Source organism: Kitasatospora sp. NPDC023385 (genome assembly GCF_055664045.1).
Genome location: NZ_JBVOOL010000034.1, coordinates 1 through 16,143, shown reverse-complemented (window position 1 = coordinate 16,143; position 16,143 = coordinate 1). Strand labels below are relative to the sequence as shown.

The following is a 16,143-nucleotide window of genomic DNA, read 5'->3' as shown; positions in this document are numbered from 1 at the left end:
CTTGTATCTCTGATGATTGCGGTGAGCAACGCCTTCCGGGACACTTCGACTGACGATTCGTCGGGATGGTGCTGATGGTACTCCGGAAGGCCGGGACGGCCGCCGCCACTGCGGGAGTTGTTGCGTTCGGGTTCATCGGGCTGGTGACGATGGGGACTTATGCGGCGAGCGGGACGCCGGAGCAGTCGGCGAATCGTTCCGCCCTCTCTCCCGGGACGGTCCCCGCGGCTTACCAGGACGCGGTTCAGAAGTGGGGCGGGCTGTGTCCGGCGATCTCCCCACCGATGCTCGCGGCGCAGCTGTACCAGGAAAGCGGTTTCGATCCGAAGGCGCGGTCGGGTGTCGGCGCGGAGGGTATGGCGCAGTTCATGCCGGGCACCTGGGCGACGTACGGAACGGATGCGAACGGGGACGGCCGCAAGGACGTCTGGGATCCGTACGACGCGATCGCCTCGGCGGCGGTGTACGACTGCGCGCTCGCCAAGGACGTCTCGGGTGTGCCGGGCGACGCGCAGGCCAACATGCTGGCCGCCTACAACGCCGGCCCGTACGCGGTGACGAGCAACCGGGGCGTCCCGCCGTACAAGGAGACCCAGGGCTACGTGCGGAACATCCAGGCGATGGCCCGCAGCTTCACCGCGCCGTCCGCGCCGGTGGCGGTGTCCGCGCAGTCGGCGGCCGCGATCTACTTCGCGCAGACGAAGCTCGGCCTCCCGTACCTGTGGGGCGGTGAGGGCCTGCCCTCGCAGAGCGGGCGGTTCGACTGTTCGGGCCTGACCCGCGCCGCGTACGAGAGCGTGGGCATCGCGCTGCCCCGGGTGGCCAACGACCAGTGGTACGCCGGCCCGCACCCGTCGCGCGATCAGTTGCGGCCGGGGGACCTGGTGTTCTTCGCGACGGACCTCAGTGATCCGCGGAGCATCCACCACGTCGGGATCTACGTCGGCGGCGGGTACATGATCAACGCGCCGCACACCGGCGCCCTGATCCGCTACGACAAGATCGACACCAGGGAGTACATCGGCGCGACCCGGGTCACCTCGGACGGTGCGCAGGCGTTGCCGACCCGTAACGACGACGGCGCCGTGAACGCCCCGAGCCGCCCGGGCTCGCCCGCGGTGGCGGCCCCGCCCGCGCCGACGGGGCCGGCGGCGCCGGCGTCCGCGGGGCCGGCCCGGTAGGCCGCGGTACGGCTGGGACGCCCGGGAGCTGTGTGCGCCGTGTGGACGCTGAGTCAAGTTTCCATAACCGCGCGTTTCCGTGGAACGCTGTGTCCCGGCGGTGACGTTGGGTCCGGTGGCCCCTCGTCAGCTTTCCTCGCCGGGCGGGCCCCGGCGGGTACGAACAGGTGCAGCGGACCAGAAGGAGGTACGGCGTGTCGACGCCGCTTGCCGACACGACCAACCCCGACCTCGGCCTGCTCTACGCCGTCAACGGCCTGGCCAAGCGCTCCCCGCAGTGGCTGGACCACCTGGTCTCGTGGGTCGGCGAGTACGGCATCCTGATCGGCCTGGCCATGCTCGGGCTGGTGGCCTGGCTGCAGGCCAGACGCCGGCCGGACGCCCCGGTGGCGATCGCCGGTCTGCTCTGGGTGCCGCTCTCGGTCGGCGTCGCCGAACTGGCCAACCTGCCGATCGCCGCGATCGTGGACCGCCCGCGCCCGTTCGTGGACCATCCCGGGCTGCTGGTGCTGGTGGACGGCAAGGCCGGCACGCACTCCTTCGTCAGCGACCACTCGACCATGACGATGGCCGTCGCGGTGGCGCTGTTCCTGGTGAACCGGCGGCTCGGCTGGATCGCCGGCGGGCTGGCCCTGCTGCAGGGCTTCTGCCGGATGTTCATGGGCGTCCACTACCCGACGGACGTGATCGGTGGTTTCGCGCTCGCCGTCGCCGTGGTGCTGCTGCTGGCGCCGATCGCGATGGCGGTGCTGGTCCCGTTCTGCCACGCGCTGGGCCGGACGGCCGTCGCCCCGCTGATCCGGGCTCCCGAACGCGGTGGCGCGGCCCGCGGCGGGAACGGGCGACGGGGCCGCCGGCGCGGGGTGGTGCGGTCCGAGGAGCAGCCGCCGGAGTCCGATCTCGCGGCCTGACGCCGCCCTGGTCAGTCCGGTTCGACGCCGTTCTTGGCGAGGTGGTCGGCCCCCTCACGGCGGGCCAGGTCGCGGGAGCGGCGGGCCGGGGAGTACCAGCCGCAGCTGCAGGTCGCGAAGGCGAAGGAACCGCGCTCGCTGATGGCGAGACGGTGCTCGGGCATCCTGGTGGTGCCGGGCGCGGCCGGCAGCTCACTGTGCACGTGGTTCACCGTAACGCGCCGGAGGTCCGGTGCGCGACGCCCTTCGGGCACCGGCACCCGTAACCCTTCACCGCCCAACTCGTTTGCCCGGAAAGAGCTCTGCCCACCCGGTGGTGTCCGGCGGGGCAGTCGGGCCCGAGGGGGTTGTCGCGAGGATGAAGATGACCGACCAGCAGCGCGCCGGGCGGCCAGTGTGCCGTCCGGGTCCGCACCTGCGCTCGGCGGCCGGGGCCGCCCTGCTCGCCGCAGCGCTGGCGGCAGGAGCAGCCGGCTGCTCGGCGGGCTCCGGCGGCGGCTCGGCCGACCGGCAGTCGAGCGCCCCCGACCAGCTCGCCGCGGACCCGTTGACGGCGGTGCGCAACGCGGCGGACATCACCGGCCGCACCGGCTCGGCGCACACCGCCACCGAGCTGGTCACCGAGTCCGCCGAGAAAAAGGCCTCGTTCAGCGGGACGGGCGGCTACGACTACGTGAAGCGGATCGGCCGGCTGGAGGTCCAGGTGCCGCCGGGGGCGGCGACCACCGGGAAGATCGTCGAGGTGGTCCTGCCGGGCACGGTCTACCTGCAGAACAGCGGTGCCAAGGTGCCCGAGGGCAAGTGGGTCAAGCTGGACGTGCGGCAGCTGCCGGACGGCAACCTGGTCAGCAGCGGCGCCACCGACCCGGCTTCGGCGGCGGGGGCGCTGCGCGGGGCGCAGAAGGCGGAGGCGGTCGGCACCGAGACGGTGGACGGGGCCGCACTGCACCACTACCGCGGCACGCTGGACCTGGCGAAGGCGGCCGACGCGACCGGTGGCCGGGGCGGGGACGGCCTGCGGATGGGCGGGCAGACGTTCACCGTCAAGGAGGTCCCGTACGACGCCTGGCTGGACGACCAGGGCCGGCTGCACAAGGTGGTGGAGGTGTTCACCTTCGCCGGGGTGGCCGGGTCGAAGGAGCCCAAGGACCAGGTGAAGGTGACCTCGACCGTCTCGATGGCCGACTTCGGCAAGCCGGTCGAGGCGGCGGAGCCAGCTGCCTCGGACATCTACCAGATGAAGCCCACGGAGAGCCCCAAGTAGGCCGCCGGGGCAGCGCTCCGGCGCCGGGGCGAGACCGGGTGCGGCCGGACCGGGTGGCCGTCCGGGGAGCGGCGGCCACCCGTTTCGGCGGCGCCGAGATGGCCCGTCCGTGCCATGTGGACGGGCCCCGGAGTGCCTAGGCTGGTAGGTCGGGTGGCTGCCGCCCGGGCTGGCGAGGCACTGAAGGGGTGGTGCAGGTGGTGTCGTCCACGGGCGGCCGCAGCGGCGGCCATGACGACGCGGCCCTCGACGAGATCGACCTGGCCGGCGAGCTGATGATCGCCGCGACGGCCAGCTCCGGCGACCGGCTGCCGACCGAACGGATCGACGAGGTGCTGCTGGACCGGACGGAGCCGGGGCGGGCCGGCGGGGAGACCGACGGGTAGCGGGGGGCTGCGGGGGTCTGCTGCCCGGGCCGGCCGGGGCCGGCGACGGCTCAGCTGCGCAGCAGGCGGCCGATCGCGGCGGTGGCCTCCGCCACCTTGGCGTCCAGCTCGGTGCCGCCCTGCTCGGCGGCCGCGGCGACGCAGTGCCGCAGGTGCTCCTCCAGCAGGGACAGCGCGAAGGACTGCAGCGCCTTGGTGCTGGCCGAGACCTGGGTGAGCACGTCGATGCAGTAGACGTCCTCGTCGACCATGCGCTGGAGGCCGCGGATCTGGCCCTCGATCCGGCGCAGCCGCTTGAGGTGGGCGTCCTTCTGCGCGCTGTAGCCGTGGGGGCCGTGGCCGCCCTGGGGGCCGGCGGCCGCGGCTGAGTCGGTGTCGGCGGTGTGCGGGTCGGTCCCGTGCGCGTGATCCGGCTCGGTGCGCGCTTGTGTCGTGGTCATCGGCCCGCCTTCGTCTGAGTGCCTGGTGGCTGCGTCGGCCACCAGTGTCCAACACCGGGGCCTTCCGTGGTGTTCCGTCGGCCGGCCCGGCATGTGCCGAAGGGCCGGGGGGCGGGGCCGTCCGGCGGTTCACCCGTCTGAGCGGCGCCCCGGCTCTTCCGCACGCACGACGGGGACAATCCGGGCGAGGTTCCGTCAGACTGGGGGCCCGCGTCCGCACGTGGCGGTGTGGTCGGGATCAGCCCGCGCGACAGCCGAACGGAAGGGGAGGTTCCGGCTCCTTCCCCGGCCCCCCGTTTGCGTGATTGCGCTTGGTTGCACCTAGCATCGTTCAGTCCGTACCCCGCACATCGGAGATTTCCGTGCGTTTTAGCCTGACCCCGAAGGAGACGAGCTTCTACGACATGTTCGCCGCGGCCGCGGAGAACCTCGTCGTCGGATCGAAGCTCCTGCTGGAGCTGCTGGGATCAGACGTGTCGGCCCGCGCGGAGATCGTCGAGCGCATGCGCGCCGCCGAACACGCCGGGGACGACACCACCCATGCCGTCTTCCACCAGCTGAACTCGTCCTTCATCACGCCCTTCGACCGCGAGGACATCTACAGCCTCGCCTCGTCGCTGGACGACATCATGGACTTCATGGAGGAGGCCGTCGACCTGGTCGTCCTCTACGACATCCAGACCCTGCCGAAGGGGGTCGAGCAGCAGATCGAGGTGCTGGCACGGGCCGCCGAGCTCACCGCCGAGGCGATGCCGAACCTGCGGAGCATGTCGAACCTCACCGAGTACTGGATCGAGGTCAACCGTCTGGAGAACCAGGCCGACCAGATCCACCGCAAGCTGCTCGCCCACCTCTTCTCCGGCCAGTACGAAGCCATCGAGGTGCTGAAGCTCAAGCAGGTCGTGGACGTCCTTGAGGAGGCGGCGGACGCGTTCGAGCACGTCGCCAACACGGTGGAGACCATCGCCGTCAAGGAGTCCTGACCCACGTGGACATGGCAGCACTCATCGCCGTCATCGGCGTTGCGTTCTTCTTCACCTACACCAACGGCTTCCACGACTCGGCGAACGCGATCGCCACCTCGGTCTCCACCCGGGCGCTCACCCCCAGGGCCGCGCTCGCGATGGCCGCGGTGATGAACCTGGCCGGCGCCTTCCTGGGCAGCGGCGTGGCGCACACCGTCTCCAAGGGGATCATCGAGACCCCCAAGGGCAACCAGGGCATGGCGATCCTGTTCGCCGCCCTGGTCGGCGCGATCGCCTGGAACCTGGTCACCTGGTACTTCGGCCTGCCGTCCTCCTCCTCGCACGCGCTGTTCGGCGGCATGGTGGGCGCGGCGCTGGCCGGCGGGATCGGCGTGATCTGGAGCGGGGTCGTCGACAAGATCGTCATCCCGATGGTGGTCTCCCCGGTGGTCGGCCTGGTCGGCGGCTTCCTGGTGATGCTGGCGATCCTGTGGATCTTCCGCCGGGCCAACCCGCACCGGGCCAAGCGCAACTTCCGGGTCGCCCAGACCGCCTCGGCCGCCGCGATGGCCCTGGCGCACGGTCTGCAGGACGCCCAGAAGACCATGGGCATCGTGGTGATGGCGCTCACCATCTCCGGCCACCAGACCACCGGCGACATCCCGGTCTGGGTGAAGATCTCCTGCGCGACGATGCTCTCGCTCGGCACCTACGCGGGCGGCTGGCGGATCATGCGGACGCTCGGCCGCAAGATCATCGAGCTGGACCCGCCGCAGGGCTTCGCGGCCGAGGCCACCTCCTCGGTGATCATGTACATCACCTCGTTCGTCTTCAAGGCGCCGATCTCCACCACCCACGTGATCACCGCGGCGATCATGGGCGTGGGTGCCACCAAGCGGATCCGCGCGGTGCGGTGGGGCGTCGCGAAGAACATCGTCCTCGGCTGGTTCATCACGATGCCGGCGGCCGCCATCGTCGCGGCGCTGGTGTACTGGTTCGTCCACCTGTTCTGGGGCTGATCCGCCGCTGCCCCACGGCTGACCCGCCGCGCGGTCCAGGACTGCGCCGCGGGACATGACAGGGCCCGCCCCCACATCTCGGGGGCGGGCCCTTCTTCATGTCCCGCGGCGGCACCGCCATGCAGCACCCCGGGACAGCTCGCGTTCCGTTCTCCGCGGCGGTGCCGCTCATGACGGGTTCCGGTCTAGCCGAAGCGGCCGGAGATGTAGTCCTCGGTCGCCTGGACCGACGGGTTGGAGAAGATCCGCTGGGTGTCGTCCAGCTCGACCAGCTTGCCCGGCTGGCCGACGCCGGCCAGGTTGAAGAAGGCGGTCCGGTCGCTGACGCGGGCGGCCTGCTGCATGTTGTGGGTCACGATGACGATGGTGAACTGCTCCTTCAGCTCGCCGATCAGGTCCTCGATGGCGAGGGTGGAGATCGGGTCGAGTGCGGAGCAGGGCTCGTCCATCAGCAGGACCTGCGGCTCGACCGCGATGGCGCGGGCGATGCACAGCCGCTGCTGCTGGCCGCCGGAGAGGCCGGCGCCCGGCTTGTTCAGCCGGTCCTTGACCTCGTTCCACAGGTTGGCGCCCTTGAGGGACTTCTCCACCACACCGTCCAGGACGGACTTCTTGCGCACACCCGCGAGCTTCAGCCCGGCGACCACGTTGTCGTAGATCGACATGGTCGGGAACGGGTTCGGGCGCTGGAAGACCATGCCGACCGCGCGGCGCACGGCGACCGGGTCGACGTTGGAGGCGTACAGGTTCTCGTCGTCCAGGAGGACCTTGCCCTCGACGTGGGCGCCGGGGATCACCTCGTGCATCCGGTTGAGGGTGCGCAGGAAGGTCGACTTGCCGCAGCCGGAGGGGCCGATGAAGGCCGTCACCGAGCGGGGTTCGATGCTCATCGAGATGTCCTCGATGGCCTTGGTGGTGCCGTAGTAGGCGGACAGTCCGCTGACGTCGATGCGCTTGGCCATGATCGTTGCTTCTCTCGTGTGTCTTCGTACGTCAGTCGGTCGCTCAGTGTCCGCCCTTGGGCGAGCGCCAGCGTGCGATGCCCCGGGCGATGAGGTTGAGTCCCATCACGAAGGCGATCAGCACCAGCGCGGCGCCCCAGGCACGGGCGTAGCCGAAGTCGTTGTTGACCATCGAGTACTGCTGCCAGATGTACATCGGCAGGGACTGCTGCGGTCCGTCGAACGGGTTGCTGTTGATGTAGTCGGCGCCGAACACCAGCATCATCACCGGGGCGGTCTCGCCCGTGATGCGGGCGACCGAGAGCATCACGCCGGTGGTGATGCCGCCGATCGCGGTGGGGAGGACGATCCGCAGGATCGTCTTCCACTTCGGCACGCCGAGCGCGTACGAGGCCTCGCGCAGCTCGTTCGGGACGAGCTTGAGCATCTCCTCGGTGGACCGGACCACGACCGGCATCATCAGGATCGCCAGCGCGAGGCTGCCCGAGAAGCCGGAGTAGTTGAAGCCCAGCGCCAGGTTCCAGAGCGAGAGGACGAACAGGCCGGCGACGATGGACGGGATGCCCGTCATGACGTCGACGAAGAAGGTGACCACCTTGGCGAGCTTGCCGCGGCCGTACTCGACCAGGTAGACGGCCGTCAGCAGACCCACCGGGGCGGCGATCGCGGTGGCCAGGCCGACCTGCTCCAGGGTGCCGATCAGCGCGTGGTAGATCCCGCCGCCGGCGCCGGAGGAGCGGACGCCCTTCATGGAGTGGGTCAGGAAGTACCCGTCCACCACACTGGCGCCCTGCTGGACGGTGTAGAAGGTCAGTGCCGCGAGCGGCACCACGGCCAGGATGAAGGCGACCCAGACCACCGAGGTGGCGAGCCGGTCCTTGGCCTGGCGGCCGCCCTCGACCCGGGCCGACAGCACGTAGCTGACCACCACGAACAGGATGGCGGAGATCAGGCCCCACTGCAGGTGGCTGGCCAGGCCGCCGACGGCGCCGATCGCGCAGCCGAGCGCGATGGAGCCGGCGGCGACGGCGGCCGGGGTCCACCTGGGCAGCCGGTTGGCGGTCAGCGGCCGGCCGACCGGCCGGGCGTCCGCCGGGACAGACGTGGTCACGGCACTCATGCGTTGGCCCCCGAGTACTCCTTGCGGCGGGCGACGATCAGCCGCGCGGCACCGTTCACCAGCAGGGTGATGACGAACAGGACGAGGCCGGAGGCCATCAGCGCGTCCCGGCCGGTGGCGCCGGCCTCGTTGAACTTCAGCGCGATGTTCTGGGCGAAGGTACCGCCGCCCGGGTCGAGCAGGTGCAGCGACAGGACGCTGTTGGACGAGAGCACGATCGCCACCGCGATGGTCTCGCCGAGCGCGCGGCCGAGGCCGAGCATCGAGGCCGAGATGATGCCGGGGCGGCCGAACGGCAGCACCGCGGTGCGGATCATCTCCCAGCGGGTCGCGCCGAGCGCGAGCGCCGCCTCCTCGTGCATCCGCGGCACCTGCCGGAAGACCTCGCGGCTGACCGCGGTGATGATCGGCAGGATCATGATGGCCAGCAGGATGCCGACGGTGAACAGGTTGCGCGGGGTGGTGCCGACCTTGGACTGGTCGAAGACGTACGTCCAGCCGAGGTAGTCGTTCAGCCAGCCGGTCAGCCCGTCCAGGTGCGGCACCAGGAACAGCGCACCCCAGAGGCCGTACACGATGCTGGGGACGGCGGCGAGCAGGTCCACCAGGTAGGCGAACGGCTGGGCGATCCTGCGCGGCGCGTAGTGCGAGATGAACAGCGCGATCCCGATGGCCACCGGGACGGCGATCGCCATCGCGATCAACGCGCTGACGATGGTGCCGAAGACGAGGACGGCGATGCCGAAGACCGGCTTCGGGGCGTCCGGCGTCCACTCGAAGGTGGTGAGGAAGTTGCCCTCGTTCTTGCTCAGGGCGATGCCCGAGCGCCAGGCCAGGAAGCCCGCGATGGCGGCCATGATGACCAGCAGCAGGATGCCCGACCCACGGGCGGCGTTCATGAAGATCTTGTCGCCGACCCGGCTGTCACGCTTGCGGCGTTCCCTGCCTCGCGGGGCGGCAGGGGAGGATGAAGTCATTGGTCTACTCCGGTCTGGTGGTGCTGCCCCGAGGGGGCGGCACCCTGGCGGCGGTGCCCCGGACGTGCTTCTTCGTCGTGCTTCCCGGTGGGCGGCCCCGGCCCCCCTCGTTCACGGGGCCGCCCCACCGGGAGGTCCTGCTGGATCAGGCCAGGGTCGGGATGACGCCGTTGACCTTCTCCGTCAGCTCCTTGGGGAGCGGGACGTAGCCCGTGTCGCCGATGGCCTTCTGGCCGGCGTCGCTGGCGGCGTAGGTCAGGAAGGACTTCAGGGTGTCGAGGGTCTCGGCCTTGTTGCCCTTGTCGCAGACGATCTCGTAGGTGACCAGGACCAGCGGGTACGAGCCCTCGTCCTTGGTCGCGTAGTCGAGGGTCAGCGCCAGGTCGCTGCCGGTGCCGGCGACCTTCGCCTTGGCGAAGGTGTTGGCGGCGTTGGCGGCGGTGGCCTCGACCGGCTTGGCGGCGCCGGTGGCGATGGCGGCGCTCTTCAGGTTGTTGGTCTGCGCGTAGGAGAGCTCGGCGTAGCTGATCGAGTTCTTGACCTGCTTCACCTGGGCGGAGACACCGGCGGACTCCTTGGCCGACTGGCCGCCCTTGCCCGCCCAGGCCTTGGCGGGCGCGTACGACCAGGCGCCACCGGAGGTCTTGGCGAAGTACTTGGTGAGGTTCTCCGTGGTGCCGGAGTCGTCCGCGCGGTGGAAGGCCTGGATGTCGGCGTCCGGCAGCTTGGCGCCCGGGTTCAGAGCGACGATCGCCGGGTCGTTCCACTTGGTGATCTGCGAGTCGAAGATCTTGGCGGCGGTCGGGCCGTCCAGCACCAGGTTGTCGACGCCGTCGATGTTGTAGACGAGCGAGATCAGACCGCCGACCATCGGCAGGTCGATGCCCTGGCCACCGGTGCAGACCGCCTTGGTGGCGTCGACCTCGGCCGGCTTCAGCGCCGAGTCCGAACCGGCGAACTGGACCTTGCCCTGGGTGAACTGCTGGACACCCGTGCCCGAGCCGCCGCCGCCGTAGTTGATGGTGGTGCCGGAGCAGGCGGCGCCGAAGTTGGTCTTCCAGACGTCCATCGCGTTGCCCTGGGCGGTGGAGCCCGAGGCGAGCAGCGCACCCGGCTTGCCACAGTTGATCGCCGCGGCCGACGACGAGCCGCCGGAGCCACCGGACGCCTTGGTGTCGTTGTTGTTGTCCGAGCCGCAGGCGGCGAGCGACAGCGAGCTGACGAGCGCCATGGCACCGATGGCGAGGGCCTTGGAGCGGCCGTTCCGCTGGAGCTTCACTGGGGTGTCCCTTTCTGTGGCATTGCCCGTCGCGCGGGCCGTACGCGGACGGCGAAGCGCGGGTTCTGCTGTGGTCCGGGGCCCGTTCGGCCCTCCGGTAATCCCGAAGTTAGGCCGGGTAGGTGACACGACAGCCGGTCACAAGTGAACGGGGAGTGAACCTCGAAAGGATGACAGGAAACTACGTCAGGTAGTAACGGTTGCGTCACGGCGAGGGCGCAAGGCGATCACTTCCGCCGTTCCTTCACCGGCGGCGCGCCGGGCATCCGTACCGGCTTCGCCCCCAGCGTCACCAGCAGCGCGTCCACCAGCAACCGGTCGTGGTCGTAGCTGAGCCGCGCGCGTGCCTTCCCGGCCGGCAGCCACTCCATCCGGTCCACCTCGCGGTTGGGCCGGAAGGCGCCGCTCGACGGCACCGCCGCCCAGTACCGGACCTCCTTGGGACGGCCCTGCGCCTGATAGTGCCGGGCCGGCAGCTCCGGGCCCAGCACGCAGCGGAACCCGGTCTCCTCCCACACCTCGCGCAGCGCCGCCTCGACCATGCTCTCGCCGGGGTCGAGCTTGCCCTTCGGCAGGCTCCAGTCGTCGTACTTCGGCCGGTGGATCACCGCGATCCGCGGCCGCCCCAGCCGGCCGCTCTTCTTCAGCCGGCCCGGCAGCCACAGCACCGCGCCCGCCGCCAGGATCACCGGGCCGTGCCCCGCCCCGGCCGGAGTCGTGGCCTTGCTCGTCGCGGCGGCGGTGGCCGTCGGGGTGCCTCTGGTGGCTTCCGGCTCCACCGCCCGGCCCTCGGCCGGGTGCCCGCCCACCTCAGACCGTCCTCGGCGCGCCGGAGTGCTCCCAGCCCTCGGCCGCCGGGAGGCCCAGCCAGCCGTCCGGGCCCGGCGGCAGGTCGGGCCACCGGCGGCCGAAGGCGTACCGCGCCGACTCCACCTCCAGCCGCTGGTCGGCGTGCACCACGCCCAGCACGTACGCCGTCGCCGGGGTGATCCGCGGGGTGCGCGCCGCGGTGGCGGCGGTGACCGCGGCGTCGGCCGCCTCCTGCTGGCGGGTCAGCACCTCGTCCAGCTCGTCCAGCTCGCCGGACGGACGGCCGCACACCTCCAGGGCGTACCGGGCGCGCTTCACCAGGATCCGCAGCCGGGCCCAGGGCGCGTCGTCGGCCGCCACCGCCGAGTCGCCGTCCACGGCGCCGCGGGCCGCCGGCACCGCGCCAAGCCGGCGCAGCCCGTCCCCGCCGTACGGCGTCGCGGCCCGGTGCAGCGGCAGCTGCTGGGCGGTCGCGGACAGCGTGGCGAACGCGGCGGCCGCCTGCGGCAGCAGCACCGCGGCCGCCCGGCCGCCCGCCGGCTCCAGCAGCGGCGCCTCGCCGACCAGCAGCGTCATCCGGTCCGCCAGGGCGTGCAGCCGGGCCGAGCGGAGCTCCTGGAGCACCGTGGAGTGCGCCCGGGTCCTGGCCAGGGTCAGCTGCCGGTCCAGCAGCGCCCGGGCCTTGGGCGCGCCGGTGTGGCCGGCCAGCATGCCCGTCCCGTCCGGGTCGGTGCCGCTCAGCGCGTCCAGCGCGCCCAGCAGCCGCGCCGAGCGGCGCACGTACCCGGGCTCCAGTGCCAGCACGTTGAGCAGCCAGCGCAGCTCGGCGCGCGACTCCTGCGCCCAGGCCGGTTCGAAGACCGAACCGAAGGTGTGCAGCAGCCCGCCGATCCGCCGGACGGCCCGCAGCAGGTCCGAGGTGCCCGCCGCCGGGGCGGCCGAGGCCGTCCCGGGTCTGGCGCCGACCTCGCCCACCGCCAGCGGCAGCGCGCGCAGGAAGGCGCCGGCCCGGGCGGTCAGGTGGCGGGAAAGGATGTCCCCGGCGGTCTCGGTGGAGGCCGTCTGGGCCGTCATCGGCGCATCGGTCATGGCGTGGTAGATCCCCGTTCCCCCGGGGCCGTCCCCGGAGCTGGTGGCCGACCTCCGGGGTAGGTCCCCTGGTTCCCCCGGCGGCTTCGCATCAGTGGTCTCGTCAGCGGGGGGCGGCGGCCCGGCGGCGCTGACGCGTGTCGATCAACAGGTCCTGGATGTCGCGCAGTCGCCGGCCTTCGCCGTCCTGCGAGTGGCGGGTCCAGGTGCCGTCCGGCCCCAGGTGCCAGGACTCGGTCTCGTCCGACATCCCGAGGTCGATCAGCCCGGACAGCTCGGCGCGGTGTGCCGGATCGGTGATCCGCAGCAGCGCCTCGATCCGGCGGTCCAGGTTGCGGTGCATCATGTCGGCGCTGCCGATCCAGACCTCCGGATCGCCGTTGTTGCCGAAGACGAACACCCGGGAGTGCTCCAGGAAGCGGCCCAGGATGCTGCGGACCCGGATGTTCTCGCTGAGCCCCGGCACGCCCGGGCGGATCGCGGAGATCCCGCGCACCCAGACGTCCACCGGCACGCCGGCCTGGGAGGCCCGGTACAGCGCGTCGATCACGGCCTCATCGACGATCGAGTTGACCTTGAGCTTCACGAAGGCCGGCCGGCCCGCCTGGTGCTGGACGATCTCGTTGTGGATCCGCGCGACCAGGCCGTCCCGCAGACTGCGCGGGGCGGTCAGCAGGCGGCGGTAGGACTCGCGGCGCGAGTAGCCGGAGAGCCGGTTGAAGAGGTCCGAGAGGTCGGCGCCGACCTGCGGGTCGGAGGTGAGCAGGCCGAGGTCCTCGTACAGCCGGGCCGTCTTCGGGTGGTAGTTGCCCGTCCCCACGTGCGAGTAGCGCCGCAGGGTGTCGCCCTCCTGACGGACCACCAGCGACAGCTTGCAGTGCGTCTTCAGCCCGACCAGGCCGTAGACCACGTGGCAGCCGGACTCCTCCAGCTTGCGGGCCCACTTGATGTTGGCCTGCTCGTCGAAGCGTGCCTTGATCTCGACCAGCACCAGCACCTGCTTGCCGGACTCGGCCGCGTCGATGAGCGCGTCGACGATCGGCGAGTCGCCGGAGGTCCGGTACAGGGTCTGCTTGATCGCCAGGACGTCCGGGTCGCCGGCTGCCTGCTCCAGGAAGGCCTGCACCGAGGTGGAGAAGCTGTCGTACGGGTGGTGCAGGAGCACGTCGCGCTCGCGCATCGCCGCGAAGATGTCCGGCTGCGAGGCCGACTCGACGTCGGTCAGCCCACGGGCCGTACCCGCCACGAACTTCGGGTACTTGAGCTCCGGGCGGTCCAGCTCGGCGATGCCGAACAGCCCGGTCAGGTCCAGCGGCCCGGGCAGCGGGAAGACCTCCGCCTCGGTGATGTTCAACTCCCGCACCAGCAGGTCCAGGATGTAGGGGTCGATCGACTCCTCGACCTCCAGCCGGACCGGCGGGCCGAAGCGCCGCCGCATCAGCTCCTTCTCCAGGGCCTTGAGGATGTTCTCTGTGTCGTCCTCCTCCACCTCCAGGTCCTCGTTGCGGGTGACGCGGAAGGCGTGGTGGGCCAGCACCTCCATCCCCGGGAAGAGCTCCTCCAGGTGCGCGCCCATGACGTCCTCCAGCGGGACGTACCGCTGGGGCGAGGCCTCCAGGAAGCGGGCCAGCGACTGCGGCACCTTCACCCGGGCGAAGTGCTTGTGCCCGGACACCGGGTTGCGCACCACGACGGCCAGGTTGAGCGAGAGCCCCGATATGTACGGGAACGGGTGCGCGGGGTCGACCGCCAGCGGGGTCAGGACCGGGAAGATCTTCTGCCGAAACAGTGAGTGCAGCCGCGCCTGCTCCTTCTCCGCCAGCTCGGACCAGCGGACCACCTCGATGCCCTCGGTGGCGAGGTCCGGCAGCACCTCCTGCTGGAAGGCGGCGGCATGACGGGCCATCAGCTCGCGCGAGCGGGTCCAGATCAGGTCCAGCACCTCGCGCGGTTGCAGGCCGGACGCGCTGCGCTGGGCGACGCCGGTGGCGATCCGGCGCTTGAGGCCGGCCACCCGGACCATGAAGAACTCGTCCAGGTTGCTCGCGAAGATCGCCAGGAACTTGGCCCGCTCCAGCAGCGGGATCGCCGAGTCCTCGGCGAGCTCAAGGACGCGCTCGTTGAACGCGAGCCAGCTGCGCTCGCGGTCCAGGAAGCGGCCCTGCGGCAGCGCTTCGAACTCCTGCTCGTCCGCGGCCGGCAGCTCGGGCGGGATACCCAGCGCACTGGACATCCGAGCCGGCGGCGACAGCGGCGCCGAAACGGGGCGGGGGATGCTCATGGGCTCCAGCTCCTCCAGCAGCAGGACGGCGTCCGGACGCGAATGGCTCTGCGGGCCGTCGCCCTCGCCCCGGACCGATCCCGGGAACAGCGCCCATCCGCCGGGCGCGGTCCGTACAGGACCGGCCGACGGGTGGCGGTCGACTCTGCACGAGCGAGACACTACGGACTTCATCCTGTGATCTTCGCGGCAGCAATTGAATCCACGGTAAACACCGCATGGCCAGGAGGAAAGCTGAGTCGGTCAGGGCAAGGGGCAGCGTCGCATTTGTCCCCCTGCCCGCGACCGGCCGGAGCGGGAGGCGGGTCGCAGGCCGAGGCGGGCAGGCGAGAGCTCAGGCCGGCCGGTTCGCCCGATACCGCGCCCGGCACATGAGGTCCACCTCGTGAACGACGAATCCCAGTCGCTCGTACACCCGCACAGCAGCGGGGTTGTCCGCGTCGACGTACAGGAGGACGGTCTCCAGCCCACGCTCGCCGGGGCCGGAACCGGTCAGATGGCGTAGACCCGCCGCGGTCAGCGCGCGGCCGAGACCACTGCCCTGCTCCGCCGGGTCCACCCCGACGACGTACACCTCGCCCAGCTCCTGCTCCGTGGCGGTGGCCGCGTGCACCTTGGTCCAGTGGAAACCGACCACCTTCCCGTCACGGGTGGCGAGGAAGAAACCGGCCGGGTCGAACCAGGATTCGCCCATCCGCTCGGCCAGGTCCTGCTCCGTCCAGGCACCCTGCTCCGGGTGATGGGCGAAGGCCAGCGCGTTCAGCCGCAACCACTCGCCGTCGTCCTGCCCCGGCCGGAAGGTGCGGAGCTCGATGCCCTCGGGGACGGCCACCGCCTCGGTCTGCGGCCCGGTGCGGCGCATCTGCCGCAACTCGCGGACCAGCTCGGCTTCGTACGACTCGGCCAGGTGCCGGGCCGCCGGGTGGCCGCCGTGTACCCAGAAGTCCACCGCGTCGTGCCCGGCCGCATGCGCCTCTGCAAGGACGGCGTCGACCAGTGGACGGGCCAGCCCGCGGCCCCGGGCGGCCGGGTCGACCACCAGCTCGGCGGCCGGATTGGCGGCCGGATTCGCGGTCGGATTGGCAGCCGGATCGGCGGTCCGGTGCTGCGGGACTTCAAGCTGACCGTAGCCGAGCACGGCGTCGTCTTCGGTCTCGACGAAGTGGGTGACGCCCGGGCGCGGGGTCTCCACCGCACGAAGCCGGAGTCGGCCCTGCTCGGAGACCGCCGCCCGACCGTCCACCGCCTGGGCCTGCGCCAGAACACGCAGGGCGCCGTCGCGCTGCTCCGGCCGGAGCACGTCGTTCGCAATGACCGCTGTCTGATCGTCCATGCCCTGACGATACGGCACCGGAAATGCGAAAAACCCCCATCCGGATCCCGGATGGGGGTTCTTCTGAAAGATTGTTCGGCGGCGTCCTACTCTCCCACAGGGTCCCCCCTGCAGTACCATCGGCGC

General features: G+C 71.2%; 16 protein-coding genes. 6 read left to right on the top strand and 10 right to left on the bottom strand.

The annotated features are described in order from the left end of the window. The first annotated feature begins 74 nt into the window (after positions 1-74). Complete coding sequence (locus AC0B61_RS32500; protein ID WP_471745444.1) at positions 75-1,181, top strand: C40 family peptidase; 1,107 nt, start codon at positions 75-77, stop codon at positions 1,179-1,181. 194 nt (positions 1,182-1,375) lie between these two features. Continuing rightward, a complete protein-coding gene (locus AC0B61_RS32495; protein ID WP_471745363.1) occupies positions 1,376-2,092 on the top strand; it encodes a phosphatase PAP2 family protein in 717 nt (238 codons plus the stop codon). An 11-nt stretch (positions 2,093-2,103) separates the two neighbouring features. Here AC0B61_RS32495 and AC0B61_RS32490 read toward each other — a convergent pair whose 3' ends face one another. After that, on the bottom strand, positions 2,104-2,295 hold the full coding sequence (locus tag AC0B61_RS32490) for a hypothetical protein (RefSeq protein WP_471745361.1): 192 nt from the start codon (positions 2,293-2,295) through the stop codon (positions 2,104-2,106). Between the two features lie 161 nt (positions 2,296-2,456). Between AC0B61_RS32490 and AC0B61_RS32485 the strand changes: the two genes are divergently transcribed. After that, positions 2,457-3,356, top strand: a complete 900-nt coding sequence (locus AC0B61_RS32485; RefSeq protein WP_471745359.1) for an SCO4651 family lipoprotein — start codon at positions 2,457-2,459, stop codon at positions 3,354-3,356. 197 nt (positions 3,357-3,553) lie between these two features. Beyond that, the gene (locus tag AC0B61_RS32480; protein WP_471745357.1) at positions 3,554-3,742 is read left to right on the top strand and encodes a hypothetical protein; all 189 of its coding nucleotides are present in this window, start codon (positions 3,554-3,556) and stop codon (positions 3,740-3,742) included. A gap of 50 nt (positions 3,743-3,792) precedes the next feature. Here the strand turns inward: AC0B61_RS32480 and AC0B61_RS32475 are convergent, their stop codons facing one another. After that, positions 3,793-4,182 (bottom strand): metal-sensitive transcriptional regulator, encoded by a 390-nt coding sequence (locus AC0B61_RS32475; RefSeq protein ID WP_471745355.1) that lies wholly within the window; start codon positions 4,180-4,182, stop codon positions 3,793-3,795. A 362-nt stretch (positions 4,183-4,544) separates the two neighbouring features. Here AC0B61_RS32475 and AC0B61_RS32470 point away from each other — a divergent pair, with 362 nt between their 5' ends. Beyond that, entirely contained in the window at positions 4,545-5,165 is a 621-nt protein-coding gene (locus AC0B61_RS32470; protein ID WP_471745353.1) for a DUF47 domain-containing protein, read from the top strand. Positions 5,166-5,170: 5 nt separating this feature from the next. After that, positions 5,171-6,166: an inorganic phosphate transporter gene (locus tag AC0B61_RS32465; protein ID WP_471745351.1), complete on the top strand. Its 996-nt coding sequence runs from the start codon at positions 5,171-5,173 to the stop codon at positions 6,164-6,166. Between the two features lie 185 nt (positions 6,167-6,351). Here the strand turns inward: AC0B61_RS32465 and pstB are convergent, their stop codons facing one another. From pstB to mshD, 8 genes are all read right to left on the bottom strand, one after another. Next, on the bottom strand, positions 6,352-7,128 hold the full coding sequence (pstB, locus tag AC0B61_RS32460) for a phosphate ABC transporter ATP-binding protein PstB (RefSeq protein WP_471745349.1): 777 nt from the start codon (positions 7,126-7,128) through the stop codon (positions 6,352-6,354). A 43-nt stretch (positions 7,129-7,171) separates the two neighbouring features. Then, positions 7,172-8,248 (bottom strand): phosphate ABC transporter permease PstA, encoded by a 1,077-nt coding sequence (gene pstA, locus AC0B61_RS32455; RefSeq protein ID WP_471745348.1) that lies wholly within the window; start codon positions 8,246-8,248, stop codon positions 7,172-7,174. Beyond that, positions 8,245-9,225 carry a phosphate ABC transporter permease subunit PstC gene (gene pstC, locus AC0B61_RS32450; RefSeq protein ID WP_471745346.1) on the bottom strand — a complete coding sequence of 327 codons (981 nt, stop codon included), beginning with the start codon at positions 9,223-9,225 and terminating at the stop codon, positions 8,245-8,247. Before pstC ends, pstA begins: the two co-directional genes overlap by 4 nt. Positions 9,226-9,370: 145 nt before the next feature. Next, a complete protein-coding gene (pstS, locus tag AC0B61_RS32445; RefSeq protein WP_471745345.1) occupies positions 9,371-10,504 on the bottom strand; it encodes a phosphate ABC transporter substrate-binding protein PstS in 1,134 nt (377 codons plus the stop codon). 227 nt (positions 10,505-10,731) lie between these two features. Further along, a complete protein-coding gene (locus AC0B61_RS32440) occupies positions 10,732-11,193 on the bottom strand; it encodes an NUDIX hydrolase (RefSeq protein WP_471745442.1) in 462 nt (153 codons plus the stop codon). Positions 11,194-11,314: 121 nt separating this feature from the next. Beyond that, complete coding sequence (locus tag AC0B61_RS32435; RefSeq protein WP_471745343.1) at positions 11,315-12,403, bottom strand: CHAD domain-containing protein; 1,089 nt, start codon at positions 12,401-12,403, stop codon at positions 11,315-11,317. 103 nt (positions 12,404-12,506) lie between these two features. Beyond that, complete coding sequence (locus AC0B61_RS32430; RefSeq protein ID WP_471745341.1) at positions 12,507-14,684, bottom strand: RNA degradosome polyphosphate kinase; 2,178 nt, start codon at positions 14,682-14,684, stop codon at positions 12,507-12,509. A gap of 334 nt (positions 14,685-15,018) precedes the next feature. Next, positions 15,019-16,017 (bottom strand): mycothiol synthase, encoded by a 999-nt coding sequence (gene mshD / locus AC0B61_RS32425; protein ID WP_471745339.1) that lies wholly within the window; start codon positions 16,015-16,017, stop codon positions 15,019-15,021. Positions 16,018-16,143: the final 126 nt, after the last annotated feature.